This window comes from Myxococcales bacterium, assembly GCA_016720545.1.
Lineage (GTDB): Bacteria > Myxococcota_A > Polyangia > Polyangiales > Polyangiaceae > JAAFHV01.
In genome coordinates, this window is the sequence record JADKKK010000019.1 from 12738 (window position 1) to 28229 (window position 15492).

Below are 15492 nucleotides of genomic sequence, written 5' to 3' on the forward strand. Positions count from 1 at the left end.
GCCTTCGGCTCGGGCTCGCCCTCGACCTTCGTTCGCCCCTTCGGGGCTCGCCCTCGACCTTCGTTCGCCCCTTCGGGGCTCACTTGGCGGTTCTCCTCGCCACGCGGGCGGCTTCGAGGCTAGTGAGGGCGGATGCTCACGTTCGAGGAAGCGCGGCTCCGCCTGCTCGATCTCGCGGGGCGCGCGGGCCCGCCGCCGATCGAGGCTGTGCCGCTCGACGACGCCGACGGCCGCGTGCTCGCCGAGGACCTCCTCGCGCCCGACGACCTTCCGCCGTTCGACGCCTCCACGATGGACGGCTACGCGCTCTCGGCCGCCGGCCTCGAGGCCGCGCTCGCGAGCCCCGGAGAGGCACGGGGTGTGCTCCGCGTGGTGGGCGAGAGCCGCACCGGGCACCCCGTGAGCCCTCTCGCGAGCGGCACGGCGATGCGCATTTTTACCGGTGCAGAATTGCCCTCTGGCGCCGACGCGGTGGTGATGCAAGAGCGGGTCGCTGCGCTCACGGGCGCGGGCGGGCCGGGGGCGCGCTTTGAGGCGGCTGCGCGGCCGTACCAGTGCGTGCGGCGCCGCGGCAGCGATCTCCGCGCGGGGGAGCTCGCGCTCGCGGCCGGTGCACGGCTCGGGCCCGCGGCCTTGGGGGTCGCCGCCTCGTGCGATCGCCCCACGCTCGAGGTGTTCGCGAGGCCGCGCGTCACGCTGCTCACCACGGGCGACGAGCTCGTGCCCCCGGGCGCGCCCAGGGCGCGTGGGCAGCTGCCCGAGAGCAACAGCGTCGCCCTCGTGGCGATGGCGAGGCGCGCGGGCGCCACGGTGATCGCCCGCCGCACCCTCCCCGACGACCGCGCGGCGACGGCGCGCGCGCTGGGCGAGGCGCTCGCCACTTCGGAGCTGGTGCTCACCGTGGGCGGCGTGAGCGTGGGCGACCACGACGTGGTGCGCGACGCCCTCGCCGACGCGGGCGCCACGCTCGACTTCTGGAAGGTCGCGATCAAGCCCGGCAAGCCGCTCGCGGTGGGCGCGCGCGGGGCCTCGCTGTTCCTGGGGCTCCCCGGCAACCCGGCCTCGGCGATGGTCACCTTCGCGCTCTTCGGGGTGCCGCTCCTCCGGGCGCTCGGCGGCGAGCGCGCGCCGCTGCCCCGCGCGCTCACCGCCCGCGTGCTCCACGACGTGGCGCACGAGCCCGGGCGCCTCGAGCTCGTGCGGGCCGCGCTGTCGGTGGTCGACGGGGCCCTCTGCGCGGGCGCCGTGACCCACCAGGCGAGCGGCGCGAGCCTCGGCATGGCGCGGGCCGACGCGCTGCTCGCCGTGCCCCTGGAGTCCGCGGGGCTCCGCGCGGGCGACGCGGCGGTCGTGTACCCCTTCACCGAGCTCGGGCTCCAGTGAAGCGCACGCAGGCCCGCTCCGCCACGAGCGCGCCCCGCGCCACGCGCGCCCGCGCGAAGACCCACGAGGGCGCCGCGCTCACGCACGTCGACGCGCGCGGCGAGGTGCGCATGGTCGACGTGGGCGACAAGGCGCCCACCACACGCACGGCCGAGGCCGAGGCGCGCTTCACCCTCGCGCCCGCCACGCTCGCGCTCCTCCGCGAGGGCCGCGCCGAGAAGGGCGACGTCCTCGCCACGGCCCGCATCGCGGGCATCATGGCCGCCAAGAAGACGAGCGATCTCATCCCGCTCTGTCACCCCCTCGCGCTCTCGAAGGTCGAGCTGCACGCGACGCTCGAGGCGCGGTCGGTCACGCTGCGCAGCCTGGTGCGCTGCCACGGCCCCACGGGAGTGGAAATGGAGGCGCTCACCGCGGTCAGCGTGGCGGCGCTCACCTTGTACGACATGCTGAAGGCCGTCGATCGCTCGATGACCTTCGATGTCGCGCTCGTCCGCAAGGAAGGCGGGAGGAGCGGCACGTTCGAGCGCGAGGCCGCCGCACCCGCCCCGCGCGCGCCGCGCGCCGCGAAGGAGATCCAACGATGACCGCCTGGCTGAAACACGAGCCCCTCTCGGTGGACGAGGTCACGGCCGCGGTCGCGCACGCGGGCGCCGGCGCGGTGGTGCTCTTCCTCGGGGTGGTGCGCGAGGAGAACGAGGGCCGGCGAGTTCAGCGCCTCGACTACACCGCCTACGAGCCCATGGCCCTCGCCGAAATGCACCGCGTGATCGAGGGCATCGCCCGCGAGCTGCCCGGGGTGCGACTCGCCGTCGCGCACCGCGTCGGCGAGCTCGCGGTGGGCGATCTCGCCGTGGTGTGCGCCGCGAGCTCGAAGCACCGGCCCGACGCCTTCACGGCCTCGCGCGCGCTCATCGATCGCATCAAGGCGGACGTGCCCATCTGGAAGCGCGAGCACGGCGAGGACGGCCCGGTGTGGGTGGGCTGGGTGGACGCGCGCTGCAGCCCCGAGGGCCATGGCTCGCACTCGTCGCACTCGCACTCGCACTCGCGCGCTCGCACTCGTCGCACTCGCACTCGCACTCGTCGCACTCGCACGCGACCGTCGAGGCCGCGCGCGCCGCGAGGCCCGAGACGCCCGACGCGAAGCGCGCCATTCGCGTCGTCACGGTCACGGTCAGCGACACGCGCACCTCGGAGAACGACACCTCGGGGCGCGCGCTGGTCGAGGAGCTCGCCGAGTTCACGTGCGTGCGCCGGGAGCTCGTGCGCGACGACCCGGAGGCTGTGCGCGAGGTGCTGCGCCGCGCCGCCGAGGACGCCGACGCCGTGGTGCTCACCGGGGGCACGGGCATCGCCCCCCGCGACACGACCTTCGAGGCCGTCACGGCGATGTTCGACCGCACCCTGGACGGCTTCGGCGAGACGTTCCGGCGCCTCTCGTGGGACGAGGTCGGGCCGCGGGCCATGCTCTCGCGCGCGACGGCGGGGGTCGTGGGCTCAATGCTCGTGTTCGCGCTGCCCGGGAGCACGAACGCCGCCCGGCTCGGGGCGCGCGCCCTCGTCGCGCCGCTGCTCGTGCACGCCGTCGCGCTGCTGCGTTCGCCGCCCGACAAGGAGTCACGCTGATGCGAGTGCAGGCCCTCTTCTTCGCGGTCACCCGAGACCTCGCGGGCGTAGGGGAAGCCACCGTCGAGGTGCCTGGCGACGCGCCGACCGTGGCCGACTTCGTCCACGCCGTCGAGGCGGCCTATCCGGGGCTCGCGGGCCGCATGGGGAGCGTGCGTATCGCGCGCAACGAGCGCTTCACGGCGCTCGACGTCGCGCTCGCGGAGGGCGACGTGCTCGCGCTCGTGCCACCCGTCTCCGGCGGCTGAGGCGACCGCCACGCGGCGACGCCACGGGGACGGGTCGCGCTCGACGCGACGACGCCGCCACGCGAGAGGCTCGCGGGCGGCGTCGGTGAGATCGCGAGGACCCGCGAGACGCTCAGCGGGGCGTGGGGCACTCGCCGTTGGACGCGACCGAGATGCCGGACGAGGCCGCGGAGCAGGCGTTGCCGTAGGTGCGGCCGTCGCAGCCGCAGACCGGCTGGTAGAGGGCGATGCACGCCTCGGGGCGGATAGCGCAGGTGCCGGGCCGGTCGGTGCGGCCGCAATCCGCGGTGAGAGGGTACGAGCAGAACTCGCCGGCGCCGCAGGGCGACGCGCCGCGCGTGCCGCACATCTGCCCGACGGTCGACACCTTGTGGGTCTGACGGAGGTAGAGCTCGTCCGCGTTGACGAACGGGCCGCAGTCGGCCGCGTTCGGCATACACTTCGGCAGGGCCAGGCCGCCGGCCACGAGGATGCCCTCACGCGTGCCCAGGGCCGCGTGCGCCGCCGCGAGCTCGCTGCGGTCGGCCGCGACGCCGTCGAGGTCGACGCGGAGGATGTTGTGCGAGTCGCGCGAGTTCAGCGTGTACGCGGTGGTCGACGGGCACGGCGCCTTGATGCAGCGGATGCCGTTGTCGGCCGTGCGGTAGAACGTCGCGTCGGTCACGGCGGCCTCGCCGGCGCCGGCCCAGGCCTCGATCGCGCGGAGCTTGCCGAGGCGCGTGCCGTTGAAGCTCATGGTGCGCATCGTGCCGCGCACGAGCGCCGTGCCCGACTCGAACTTCTGCAGGAAGGCCTCGCGCTCGGCCTGGTCGAGGCCGGTGGGGACGAGGTCGGTCGCGGCGACGTAGCACTCGGCGCCGTAGGTGCCGTTGCCGCAGTACGTGCGAGACTCGTTCACGCGCTTCACCCACACGCCGCCGCAGAGGGGCGACACGCAGCGGCGGAAGTCACGGTGCGTCACGACGAAGAAGCCGGTGTTGCCGTTGGCGACGAGGGCCTCCTCCGACTCGCCCGTCTCCTCTTCGAGGTCGGCGGTCGTGGTCTCGGCGGCGCAGCCCGCGAGGGCGGTGAAGGAGGCAAAAATTCCGGCGAAGGCGAAGAGGTGGGCGCGCATGGGGACGACTCCTGTTGGGTTGCGCGCTTATGTACTTCAGTATCCTACTCCGTCAACCCGATTCTCACATGCGCGCACCGAAAATTGACGCATCGCGAGAACCATTCAGGTTTTCGCATGCGTTGCGTCATTTTGGTGGCGCTTCAGGGACCTCGAACTCGACCCCGAGGCCCACGACGCGCATCAACCGGAGCGCGTTCGAGCTCCGAACGACGCCCGGACGCAGCCGGTAGTCGAAGCTCATCACCTCGCCCTCGACCTGCTCCTCGAGGTGCACGTTGCGCACGTGACCGGCGAGCTCGGCCTCGAGCTCTCCGAGCGCCAGATCGTGGGTCGACACCGCGCCCACGGCCCCGAGCGACACGAGCTCGCGCACCAGCGCGCGCGCCCCGATGAGGCGCTCGCGGGTGTTCGTGCCGTGCAAGATCTCGTCGAGCAGGAAGAACACGGCGGTCCCGCCCGCCTCGTCCGCGTGGTCCCGCTCGCCCCGCTGGCGGCGCGCGAGGTCGAGCACCACCTTGAGCTTCTTCAGCTCGGCGTAGAACCGCGAGACGCCGTCGTCGAGCGAGTCGCGCACGCGCATGCTGCTCGCCACCACGAAGCGCCCGAGCGCGAGGCGCTCGGCGCACACGGGGGCGCCGGCCCTCGCGAGCACCGCGTTCGTGCCGAGCGCGCGGAGCAGCGTCGACTTGCCGGACATGTTCGAGCCCGTGACCACGAGGGCGGTGCCTCGCCCCTGGAGGGCCACGTCGTTGCCGACACGCTGGCCCTTGCGCAAGAGCGGGTGGGCGAGCTGCGTGGCGTCGAAGCGCGCGGCGTCGGTGAGCTCGGGGTACGTGTACGTGGGGTTCTCGAACGCGAAGGTGGCGAGGCTCGCGTAGCCCTCCATCTCGGAGAGCGCGGCGAACCACGCGCCGGCCGCCCGCCCAACGCGCGCGCGCCAGCCCTCGAGCGCCACGGCGCAGTGCACGTCCCACAGGAGCGCGGGCGACACGAAGAGCTTGAAGAACTCGTTCTGCCGCGCGTCGACGAACGCCACGATGCGCCCGAGCCGCGCCATCTCGTGGGTGGCGCTGGCGCCCGTCGACTCGAGGTCCGACTTCAGCTTCACGAGGGCGGCGGCCTCGAACCTGTGGGCCTCGATGCGCTCGAGCATCTCGCCGTAGCGGCCGAGGGCGCTCTCTCGGGACGACGCGACCGAGAGCGCCGCGTCGGCCCGCGCGCGGAAGGCCCGGGTCACCGCGAGGCCCGCCGCGAGGGGCACGAAGAACCACCACCACGGCACGACCTTCGCTTGGCCGAGCACCAGCGCGGCGAGCGTGAAGGCGGGGATCACGAACGCCGCCACGCGGACGGCGGGCGACGCGACCACCGCTGGCGCCGCGGCCCAGGCCGCGAACGGCGTGGGATCGGGCTTGTCGCCGTCGGAGAGGAGCGCGCCCGAGACCGCGAGCTGCTCCCGGAGATCGTGGGCGGTCGTGAGCTCGCGCACAGCCGCCTGGCGCTCCCGCGTGCGGGACGGGGGCTCCGCGTCGAGGCCGCCGGTGAGCCACGACGCGAGGAGCTCTTCGCCGCGCTTCGTCGACGTCGCGTCGATGAGCTGAAACAGCGAGCCTTTCCCGAAGATGTCGAGGTCGTCGATGAACGGGTGCTCCTCTGCGCCCACCATGAAGCGATCGCCCCGTGACGGAGAGTCTTTCCATTCGCCCGCGAGTCGCGCGAGGGCGCGCTCGAAATACGCGACCGAGGCGAGCGCTCGCTCGCGCTGCTCGTGGACGCGCGCGTGGACGACCACGAGGGCGAAGAACCCCGCCATCGCGGCGATCGGGGCGGCCCACGCGGCAGGCGGCGCCGGCGACCACACCATGAACCCGACGCCGACGATGGCCGCGAGAAACGCCACGACCCGGAGGGTGGAGATGAGGTTCGCGCGGGCGGTGAGGCGCGCCGCGTCGGCCGCGCGCGCGGCGCGGCGCGCGCGGTAGTGCTTTTGTTCCTCCGAGGGGGTCTCGCCCTCCGGAGACGACGGGGGGCTGGGCTCACGCGTCATGGAGCCCGCGAACCTATCAGGCCAAGGTCACGCCGCGCGAAGCTTCTTGCCCACGCGTGGCGGGCGGACCCCGCCGCGACCCGCCGTGATCCGCGCGTCACCTCGAGGGCGGGCCCTTCGAGGCGGCGCCCGTGATCTCGGCCCAGGTCGCGTCGTCGTGGACGAGCGGGGAGGTCCGCAGTCGCTCCAGAGTCCAGGGTAGCGGGAGGAGGCAGTCGAGGAGCGTGGCCTCGTCGGGGGGATAGGTGCCAGGGAGCCTGGTCACGCACGCCTCGCCTGGCGCGCGCCGTCGGATGTTCTCGGCCATGCGCGTCGCGCACCTGCGGGCCGTGGGTCGCCAGTCGGGCGAGACGCCCTCGAGCGCGCGATCGCGGCGGGCCCGGTCCGCGCCCTCGCCGTCGTCAAACGAGGAGAGCGCCGCGTCGAGCGCATCGCAGCCCCGATCGGGGTATTTCTTGACGACCTCCAGCGCGATCGCGACGTCCCACGCGCGCGTCTCGTGGTCGCTGAACGGGGGACGTCCGAAGGTCTCGACCGGGTAGCGCCCGGCGGGCCTCTCCGAGGCGCCCACCCTCGCCGCGCCGCCGACGAGCCCCAGCGAGAGCACGGCCGCCACACCGACGAGGGCGAGCCGGCCGCGATCGGCCGCGGGCGGCGACGGCGCCGGCTCAGCGCTGGACGGGGACGCTCGCCGGCCTCCCGCCACGCCCACGAGGGCCACCAGCAAGCCGAGGGTCGCCGCCAGCCCGCCGCCCCACGCTCCGACCTCCGCCGAGGCCGCCGCCGCGGCGTGCGCCGGTCGCAGCCTGTGCTCACGCGCCGCTTCGTTCTCGATCGCCGCGAGCTCGACGCCGGCGCTCCGCCGAAGCGCGACCGTCCCCGCGAGCCCCGAGCCCGCCGCGAGCGCCGCGAGCGCGAGCGCCGCGACCCCCAAGGGGTGGACGAGCCGCCGCGACGCGACGAACGCGACGGCCCCCGCGAGCGCCACGAGCACCCCAAGCGCAGCGAAGCCGGCCGCGACGGCGGAGGCGAGCCCCCCGTCACGAACCGCGGACGCGAGCCCCGACAGGTTCACCATCGAGACAGGCTATGCGCACCGCGCGCTCCGACGCGACAGCGAAGACGGCGCGTGGCCCAGGTCGACGTCAAGCTCGCTTACCTTGTGTGTCGCTTGAAGACGCTTGAGCTTCGGCAAGCAGACGCTGACCCGCTTCGGCGAAGGAACACGGAGGGCCTCACCGTTCGAGGAGGGGTGCCAGGGAGGAGCCCTACGGCGAGGCGCGCCGCGGCGCAGGGTTCGCGGGGGAAAGACGGCCAACGGCGCAGGGCGCACGGCGCCGGACTCGCCGAGGCGTCAGGGCGAGGAGCAGCTCGTGCCCTGAAACTGGAACGCCCCCGCGGAGACCGTCGACCCTGTCCGCGGTCGCCTCAGGAAGTCGTCCTTGGGGGTGGTCTGGGCGTTGGGGACGTGATTTGTGATTGAGCAGTAGGCGTTCGAGGGCAGATCGAGCTTCACGGTCGGAGCGCTGTGCCAGTCGGCGAAGTTCGGATCGACGAGGACCTGCGAGAGCTCACGGACCGCGCGGTTGTTCGCGGCCGGCGAAGGCCAATCGGCCGCGAATGTCCGGGTGTGCGGCTCGCCGAAGGGTCCGAGGAAATTGGCCACCTCGGGGCTAAATTGGACCGTCGCGAAGACGTTGCCCACGGCGGACGCCGGCTGCGCGCCGCGCGCGGTGTAGACGCGCACGCCGATCCCCGGCCCCACTCCGAAGAAGAGGTTCTCCTCGAGCGTCACCCTCTTCGCCAGGATCACCGCGCCCACCGACGCGCTCGCGGAGGTGGGACTCTAGCACTGCCCTGCGAGAGGTCCCTCGCTGCGCGCCGACGCCCGCGGGAGGGACTCATGCTCCTTCGGCCCGTGCCCGCAGCGTCGTGAGCCGACGCCTCGTCACGCCGCGCGGCGCTTGCCCCGACGCTCGCCCGCGGCGGTGGCCGCGCGGGGCTCGCGGCGGTGGGCCGCGGTGGACACGGCGACGGCGAGGCCCGCCAGGGTCAGGCGGACCTCGGACCCGTGGACCGTGAGCAGCGACGCGACGTTCAGCCGGCCAAGGGCGGCGCGGAGGGCGTCGGGCTCGCCGAGGACGCGGAGCTCGAGCTCAGGCAGCGTGGCTCGGCGGCCTTGGCGGGAGAGGCGGGCGATGGCGCGGAGGAGGGAGGCTTCGAGGTGCATGTACGCACCTTACGTTCACCACTGAACGGACGTCCAAAATGTGGCGCCGATTTTTGCTAAAGTGCTGTTTTTAATGATTATTTCGCCCAAGTTCACCACTGCTCCCGTGCGCAGCACGGAACGCGCTCACAGCTTCTGTCCGAGCTCGTTCAGCATGAACCCGAGCTCGTCGGCCATCTCCTCCGCCAGCTTCCCTACGGGCTTCCCCGCGCCGTGGCCGGCCTTGGCCTCGACGCGCAGGAGCACCGGCCTCGTCGCGTCGGACTGCGCGGCGGCGAGGCGCGCCGCCATCTTGCGGGCGTGCATGGGGTCCACGCGCGAGTCGCTCTCCGCGGTGGTGAAGAGCGCGGCCGGGTAGCGCGTGCCCTTCGTGACGTGGTGGTAGGGCGAGTAGGCGTAGAGCCACTCCCGCGCGGCGGCGGCCTCCGGATCGCCGTACTCGGGGATCCAGAGCTTCGCGATGCGGAACAGGTGGTAGCGCAGCATGTCCGTGAGCGGCACGAGCGAGAGGCCCACGCGGAACAGCTCGGGCCGCTGCGTGAGCGCGGTCGCGACGAGCAGGCCGCCGTTCGAGCCGCCCATCGCCGCGAGCTTCTCGCGCGAGGTGATCCCCTCGGCGACGAGCTTCTCGGCGCACGCGTAGAAGTCGTCGAACACGTTCTGCTTCTTCGCGAGCATGCCGGCCTCGTGCCACGCCTCGCCGTACTCGCCGCCGCCCCGCAAGACGGCGTGCGCCCACACGCCCCCGCGCGAGAGCACGCTCATCACGCGGGCGCTGTACGCGGGGCGCTGGTTCACGTTGAAGCCACCGTACCCGTAGAGCACCGTGGCCGCGCCGCTGGCGCCGCGCGCGCCGGACGAGCCGAGGGAGCGCAGCGGGCCCTTCGAGATCACGAAGAGGGGGATCTGCGTGCCGTCCTTCGACGTGGCGAAGAGCCGCTTCACCTGCACGTCGCCCGCCGAGAACGTCGCGCCGACCTTGTCCCACGGCTGCAGCCCGCCGCGCGCGTCGAGCACCTGCACGCGAGATGGGCGCGCGAAGCTCTCGTCACGCACGAAGAGCTCCTCGCCGTCCAGGCCTGCGCTCACGTGGGCGGTGCTGGCCTCGGGGAGCCGCACCTCGGCCTTCTTCGTGCCGTCGTGACCGAAGCGCACGACCTTGGTGGCGGCGTCCACGAGGTACGTGGCCACGATCTCTTGCTTCGTGATCGCCACGTCCTCGAGGGGCTCCTTCGCCTCGGCGAGCACCTTGCGCCACGCCGCGCGCTCGGGGTGCGCGTAGTCCGCCGCGTAGAGCTCGTATTTGGGGGCGCCGTCGTTGGTGTGGATGAAGAGCCCCTCGTCGCGAAGGGCCGCCGAAAACAGGGCCTTTTTTCCCACGGCGAGGGGCACCCGCGGGGCGCCCGGCGTGGTGGCGTCTTGGAGGTAGAGCTCGTTCTTGTCCCAGCCCTGGTGCACGTGGAACGCGAGCCACTTGCCGTTCGGGCTGATGCTCACGCTGGGCACGTCGGTCTTCACGCTCGCCGCGAACACCACGGGGTCGGCGTCGGGGTCGCGGCTCGCGAGGTCGTGGTAGAAAATTTTCGCGCCGTACTTCTCGTCGCCCGAGGGCACGGTGCCCTTCTTCGGGTAGCGCGAGTAGTAGAAGCCCGAGCCGTCGGGCTTCCACGCGACCGAGGCGTGGCGCGTCCGGTCGATGCGCAGCTCGTGGTCGCGGCCGGTCTCCACGTCGCGCAGGTGAAGGACGCTCTCTTCGCTGCCGCTCTCGCTGCGCCCCCACGCGACCCACGCGCCATCGCGCGATGGGAACCACCAGTCGAGCGCGCTCGTGCCGTCGGCCGACAGCGCCGACACGTCGAGGAGTACGCGGTCGCGGCCGCGGAGCCCGTCGCGAACGTAGAGCGTCGACTGGTTCTGCGCGCCCTCACGCTTCGTGTGGAAATAGCGCAGCACGCCCGCCTTCGCGCGACGCACCGCGGGCGCGCCCAGCGTGCCCACCTGCAGGAAGCGCTCGATGTCGGCGCGGAAGGCGGCGCGCCCCGGGATGGCGTCGATCACCTGGCGCGTCCGCGCGTTCTCGCGCTCGGTGAAGGCGCGGGTCTCGGCGCTCTCGCCGTCCTCGAGCCACCGAAACGGGTCGATCTGGTCGGCGAAGCGCCCCACGTGGGGTGGCGCGGTGAGGTTCGGTCCCACCACGCTCGCGCTCATCGGCCCCGACGGCTCCGACGAGGCGAGCGGTATGGACGGATCCGGGATCGCGACCGTCGGCGGCGGGAGCGGGGGCGGCGGGGGCGCGCCCACGCAACCAGCGACGCCCGACACGACGACGAGCGTCAGCGCCGGGCCGAGCCCGCAGGTGAGGAGCCGCGCGAGGCGGGAGACGGAGAGGCGCGCACCAGTTCGCATGGGGCCGAGCATGCCGACTTTTCGCGCGGTGTCACGCGATACCGGGGCCACGGCGAGGGTGGCGGCGAGGTCGGCGCCCCTCGTGGTAGCCTCCGCCGGCGATGTCCACGCCCCGCCCCCTCGCCCTCCTCTCGAACGACGACGGCTACGAGTCCAAGGCCCTGCACGCGCTCCATCGGGCGCTGGTCGACGCCGGCGCCGAGGTCGTCGTCGTCGCCCCCTCGAACGAGCAGAGCGCGACCAGCCACTCACTGAGCCTCCACCGGCCTCTCCGCGCGCGCTCGCACGGCGACGGCATCTTCTCCATCGACGGCACCCCCGCCGACTGCGTGTATATTGCACTTCACGCGGGCGAGCGGTTCCTCCCGCGCCGCCCCGACGTCGTGGTGTCGGGCATCAACCGCGGGCTCAACCTCGGGCAGGACGCCTTCTACTCCGGCACGGTCGCCGCGGCCCGTGAGGGCGCCCTCCGGGGCATCCCCGCGCTCGCCTCGAGCGCTCACGTGCACGCCGATCTGCCCAAGATCGCGGAGCTCTCGGCGTTCTTCGCCCTCTCGCTCGTGGGCACGCGCGCCGCCACCGGCAAGGCGCCGTTGCTCAGCCTGAACGCACCCGAGATATGGAGCGGCGAGGTGCGGGTCTGCCGCCTCGGCTCGCGCCTCTACGACGAGCTCGTCGACATCCGCCTCGATCCTCGCGGCCGCGAGTACCTCTGGCTCGGCGGGCCAGGCGTTCGGCACGAGGCCGATCCCGGGAGCGACACCGAGGCCTACGACGACGGCGCCGTCACCCTGACGCCCCTCGTCATCGACCTCACGGCCCCTGCCGAGACCGCGTTCGCCGAGCGCCTCGCCGCCTCCTCGCGGGGGCGCTGAGCCGCGTCGAGCGCGCGACGAGACCAAGGCCTTGGCGCGACGGGGAGGACACGAGGTCCTCCGACGCCCGAGCGGTCACCCTCCAAAGAGGCGCTTCGGCAGCGACTTGAGCAGCGCAAAGATCGCCCCGATGCGCGCGCCGATCGACCGCGCGCCGCCGCGCACGAGCACGAGGGCCGTCGCCACCGCGCGGAGCGCCGGCGTGTACGGGTACCAATAGAGCTCGCGCGCCGCGCTGTTCTCGTCCACGAGGACGAATTTCGGGCGCGTGAAGATGTCGAGGGCGAAGTGGGAGCCCGTCACGCCGTAGCCAGACTCGCCGACGCCGGTCCACGGGGCCTGGGGGATGGCGCCCGTGAAGGAGTGGTTGTTCACGGTGACCACGCCGGCGCGCAGGCGGCGCGCGAGCTTCTCGCCGCGCTCGACGTCTTTGGTCCACACGCTCGCCGTGAGGCCGTATTTCGAGGCGTTCGCGAGGGTGAGCGCCTCCTCGGCGTCCTTCACCACGCGGATGGGGAGCACCGGGCCGAAGGTCTCTTCGCACATGACGTCGAGCTCGTCGGTCGTCACCTCGAGCACCGTGGGGGCGATAGGAGCCGCCCCCTTCGCGGCCTCCGCGACGCCGCCGCCCTCGCCCTCGTCGCCAAAAGAGCCCGCGAGCAGCTTCGCCCCGCCGGCCTTGGCGCTCGCGAGGTGGCGCCGTACGATGGCGCGCTGGGTCTCGGTCGTGAGCGGGCCGTAGTCGCGGCCGGCCTCCAGCGACTTCGCCACCGCGACGATCTTCTCCTTCAGCGCGGCGGCGACCTTCTCCACCACGTACACGCGCTCCACGGCGCCGCAGTTCTGGCCCGCGTTCATCATCGCGCCCCACACGAGACCGTTGGCGGCGCGCTCGAGGTTCGCGTCCTCGAGCACGATGGCGGCGTCCTTCCCGCCGAGCTCGAGCGCGCACGGCACGAGGCGCTCGGCGCACGACGCGGCGACCTTGCGACCGGCGGCGGCGCTGCCCGTGAAGACCACCGCGTCCACGTCGGCGCCGACGAGGGCCGCCCCGAGGTCGCGCCCGCCCTGGACGACCTGGAAGACGCCCTCGGGCACGAGCCCCTCGAGGAGCGCGCGGATCTTCTCGCCGGTGCGCGGCGTGACCTCGCTCGGCTTGAACACCACGGCGTTGCCCGCCAAGAGCGCGGGCACGATCGCTCGGAGCGGCAGCGCGAAGGGGAAATTCCAGGGCATCACGATGGCCACCACGCCGCGCGCGACGCGGTGGATGAAGCCGTATTTCTTCGGGTACGAGAGCGCGTCGAGCTCGACCTCCTCGGGCTCGAAGAGCTCCTCCGAGGCGGCGCACCAGTACGCGACGACGTCGGCGGAGGCGAGCACCTCGCCGAGGAGCACCTCCACCTCGGGCTTGCCGGTCTCGCGGTGGACCAGCGTCGCGAGCTCGTCGGCCGCCTGGAGGACGCGCGGCCCGAGCTTCGCCAACGCCTTGCGGCGATCGTCGACGTCGCGATCGGCCCACGCCACCTGGGCGCCGCGCGCCTTCGCGACGAGCGCCTCCAGCGTGTCGAGCGGCGTGGCGACCACCTCGGCGAGGGGCTCGCCGTCGACCGGGCTCACGGAGGAGAAAGGGGAGTCGTCGCTCATCGCCGCGGTCGTACCAGAAGCCAGCCCTCGCCGGGTGCGCATTCGCGCGCGGCGCGAGGGGCCGCGTTTGGCCGCGGGTGGGTCGCGTCGCAGGCGGATCGCGGCCGCGCGAGATGGTCTAGGATGCCCGCATGACCTTCCGCTCGGTCTTCTTCGGGACACCCGCCTTCGCCGTGCCTTGCCTCGACGCGCTCGCCGAGATCTCGGAGGTGTGCGGGGTCGTGTGCCAGCCCGATCGCCCGTCGGGCCGAGGCCAGGTGCTCGCAGCGCCGCCCGTGAAGGAGCGCGCGCTCGCGCGAGGGCTCGACGTCTACCAGCCTGAGAAGGTGCGGACGGGCGAGCTCGCGGCGTGGCTTCGAGACCTCAAGGTCGACGTCGCGCTCGTGGTCGCGTACGGGCGCATCCTGCCCCTCGACGTGCTCACCGCGCCGCGCCTCGGATGCGTCAACGTGCACGCATCGCTGCTCCCGAGGTACCGCGGCGCCGCTCCGATCACCTGGGCGGTGGTGCGCGGCGAGCCAGAGACGGGCGTCACGCTAATGAAGATGGACGAGGGCATGGACACTGGTGATATCCTTGAGAAATTCGTCACACCGATCGCCCCCGACGAGACCGCCGGAGAGCTCTCGGAGCGCCTCTCGGCGCTCGGCGCGCTCGCGGTGCGCCGAGGCCTCCCGCGCTTCGTGAGCGGGGGCTACACGCCCGTCGCGCAAGACGGCGCGCGCGCGACGACGGCGCCCATACTCACGAAGCAGGACGGCCTGGTCGACTTCACGAAGACCGCGGTCGAGGTTCACGACCACGTGCGCGGCATGAGCCCGTGGCCCGGGGCCTTCGCGACTCTGCGCGGCAAGGTGGTGAAGGTGCACGAGGCGACCGCGTCCGACCTGACGAGCCCCGGCGCGCGACCGGGGCAGGTCGTGCTCGCCGACAAGACCGGGCTCGTGGTCGCTTGCGGCGACGGCAGCGTGGCGCTCGCGCGCGTGCAGCTCGAGGGCAAAAAGCCCATCCGCGGCGTGGATTGGATCGCGGGGCGCGGCGTGGCCGAGGGCGACACCTTCAACGCCGCCGCGACGACCGAGTAGCCGCGACGAGCCGCCAGTCGAAAGCTCGGCCGTCCGCGCATCGCGGCCTCTCGGCGTCCGGGCCAGCCGTCAGTCGCGGCGCTCGCGCCTGACCTCTTCGAGGAGCGAGTCGATGCGATCGCGCGCCTCCTGGCCCGCGTCGTAGCTGAACCGAAACTCCGGCGCCGAGCGCAGCTTGAGCGCCCCCGAGATCTCCTTCCGGAAGAGGCCCGCGGCGCGGCCGAGGCCCACCTTGGCCCCCTCGAGGCGCGAGGCGTCGTCGCCGCCCTCGAGCAGCCGGTAGAACACCCTCGCGATCCGGAGATCGTCCGAGAGCTCCACGCGCGAGACCAGCACGCCGGCGAGCCGCGGATCGCGCACCTTCGTGGTGAGGAGCATCGAGAGCTCCTCGCGAATTCCTTCGGCCACTCGCGCGGCGCGCTTCACTTCACCAGCCATGAGATGGCTCTACTCCGAAAGGTCGTCGTCGTCCTGCCAATCGCCGTCGCCGCCGCCGTCGCCGCCGTCGTCACCGAACAGCTCGTCGCCGAAGGGCACGAGCTCGGTCTCGCGGGAAAGCAGCTGCGCGTCCTCGGAGAGCTCGGCGGCGTGGGCGACCTCCGCGAGCACGCGGTCGCACACCGCGGCGTCCGCCGACACCACGCACGCGCCGAGCACGATCTTCTGCAGGAGGTCTTGGCACGCCACCTCGGCGATGGAGATCGCAAAGCGCGCTCTCAGGCGGTCGCGGATACGCCGCACGACGCTGCGCTTTTCCTTCAGCGAGCGCGCGTGCGGGACGTGGAACGTGAGCCGGAGGACACCTACGTGCACGGCCTACCAGGA

15 protein-coding genes and 1 pseudogene are annotated in these 15492 nt (G+C 73.0%); 7 read left to right on the top strand and 9 right to left on the bottom strand.

Annotated features, from left to right (window positions below):
• Nucleotides 1-132 precede the first annotated feature (132 nt).
• From IPQ09_24655 to IPQ09_24675, 5 genes and pseudogenes are all read left to right on the top strand, one after another.
• On the top strand, nucleotides 133-1383 hold the full coding sequence (locus IPQ09_24655; GenBank protein MBL0197360.1) for a molybdopterin molybdotransferase MoeA: 1251 nt from the start codon (nucleotides 133-135) through the stop codon (nucleotides 1381-1383).
• Nucleotides 1384-1493: 110 nt separating this feature from the next.
• Entirely contained in the window at nucleotides 1494-1970 is a 477-nt protein-coding gene (gene moaC, locus IPQ09_24660; GenBank protein ID MBL0197361.1) for a cyclic pyranopterin monophosphate synthase MoaC, read from the top strand.
• A pseudogene (locus IPQ09_24665) lies at nucleotides 1967-2368 on the top strand (molybdenum cofactor biosynthesis protein MoaE). The gene moaC and the pseudogene IPQ09_24665 overlap by 4 nt, the downstream one beginning before the upstream one ends.
• A 170-nt stretch (nucleotides 2369-2538) precedes the next feature.
• Nucleotides 2539-3012, top strand: coding sequence for a MogA/MoaB family molybdenum cofactor biosynthesis protein (locus IPQ09_24670; protein MBL0197362.1), 474 nt, complete (start codon nucleotides 2539-2541; stop codon nucleotides 3010-3012).
• On the top strand, nucleotides 3012-3260 hold the full coding sequence (locus IPQ09_24675; protein ID MBL0197363.1) for a MoaD/ThiS family protein: 249 nt from the start codon (nucleotides 3012-3014) through the stop codon (nucleotides 3258-3260). Before IPQ09_24670 ends, IPQ09_24675 begins: the two co-directional genes overlap by 1 nt.
• A 112-nt stretch (nucleotides 3261-3372) precedes the next feature.
• Here IPQ09_24675 and IPQ09_24680 read toward each other — a convergent pair whose 3' ends face one another.
• From IPQ09_24680 to IPQ09_24705, 6 genes are all read right to left on the bottom strand, one after another.
• Nucleotides 3373-4374 carry a hypothetical protein gene (locus IPQ09_24680; GenBank protein MBL0197364.1) on the bottom strand — a complete coding sequence of 334 codons (1002 nt, stop codon included), beginning with the start codon at nucleotides 4372-4374 and terminating at the stop codon, nucleotides 3373-3375.
• Nucleotides 4375-4501: 127 nt separating this feature from the next.
• Complete coding sequence (locus IPQ09_24685) at nucleotides 4502-6424, bottom strand: DNA mismatch repair protein MutS (protein MBL0197365.1); 1923 nt, start codon at nucleotides 6422-6424, stop codon at nucleotides 4502-4504.
• A 97-nt stretch (nucleotides 6425-6521) separates the two neighbouring features.
• Entirely contained in the window at nucleotides 6522-7502 is a 981-nt protein-coding gene (locus tag IPQ09_24690; protein MBL0197366.1) for a hypothetical protein, read from the bottom strand.
• A 276-nt stretch (nucleotides 7503-7778) separates the two neighbouring features.
• Nucleotides 7779-8237, bottom strand: a complete 459-nt coding sequence (locus tag IPQ09_24695) for a hypothetical protein (protein ID MBL0197367.1) — start codon at nucleotides 8235-8237, stop codon at nucleotides 7779-7781.
• A 135-nt stretch (nucleotides 8238-8372) separates the two neighbouring features.
• Nucleotides 8373-8654 carry a hypothetical protein gene (locus IPQ09_24700; protein MBL0197368.1) on the bottom strand — a complete coding sequence of 94 codons (282 nt, stop codon included), beginning with the start codon at nucleotides 8652-8654 and terminating at the stop codon, nucleotides 8373-8375.
• A gap of 126 nt (nucleotides 8655-8780) precedes the next feature.
• Nucleotides 8781-11060: a S9 family peptidase gene (locus IPQ09_24705; GenBank protein MBL0197369.1), complete on the bottom strand. Its 2280-nt coding sequence runs from the start codon at nucleotides 11058-11060 to the stop codon at nucleotides 8781-8783.
• A gap of 101 nt (nucleotides 11061-11161) precedes the next feature.
• Here IPQ09_24705 and surE point away from each other — a divergent pair, with 101 nt between their 5' ends.
• Entirely contained in the window at nucleotides 11162-11935 is a 774-nt protein-coding gene (surE, locus tag IPQ09_24710; protein MBL0197370.1) for a 5'/3'-nucleotidase SurE, read from the top strand.
• A gap of 75 nt (nucleotides 11936-12010) precedes the next feature.
• Here surE and IPQ09_24715 read toward each other — a convergent pair whose 3' ends face one another.
• Complete coding sequence (locus tag IPQ09_24715; protein MBL0197371.1) at nucleotides 12011-13582, bottom strand: aldehyde dehydrogenase family protein; 1572 nt, start codon at nucleotides 13580-13582, stop codon at nucleotides 12011-12013.
• A 131-nt stretch (nucleotides 13583-13713) separates the two neighbouring features.
• Between IPQ09_24715 and IPQ09_24720 the strand changes: the two genes are divergently transcribed.
• Nucleotides 13714-14667 (top strand): methionyl-tRNA formyltransferase, encoded by a 954-nt coding sequence (locus IPQ09_24720; GenBank protein ID MBL0197372.1) that lies wholly within the window; start codon nucleotides 13714-13716, stop codon nucleotides 14665-14667.
• A gap of 69 nt (nucleotides 14668-14736) precedes the next feature.
• On the opposite strand, the gene rbfA is transcribed toward IPQ09_24720, so the two are convergent.
• Both rbfA and IPQ09_24730 read right to left on the bottom strand, forming a co-directional pair.
• Entirely contained in the window at nucleotides 14737-15105 is a 369-nt protein-coding gene (gene rbfA / locus IPQ09_24725; protein MBL0197373.1) for a 30S ribosome-binding factor RbfA, read from the bottom strand.
• A gap of 9 nt (nucleotides 15106-15114) precedes the next feature.
• Nucleotides 15115-15480 (bottom strand): DUF503 domain-containing protein, encoded by a 366-nt coding sequence (locus IPQ09_24730; protein MBL0197374.1) that lies wholly within the window; start codon nucleotides 15478-15480, stop codon nucleotides 15115-15117.
• Nucleotides 15481-15492: the final 12 nt, after the last annotated feature.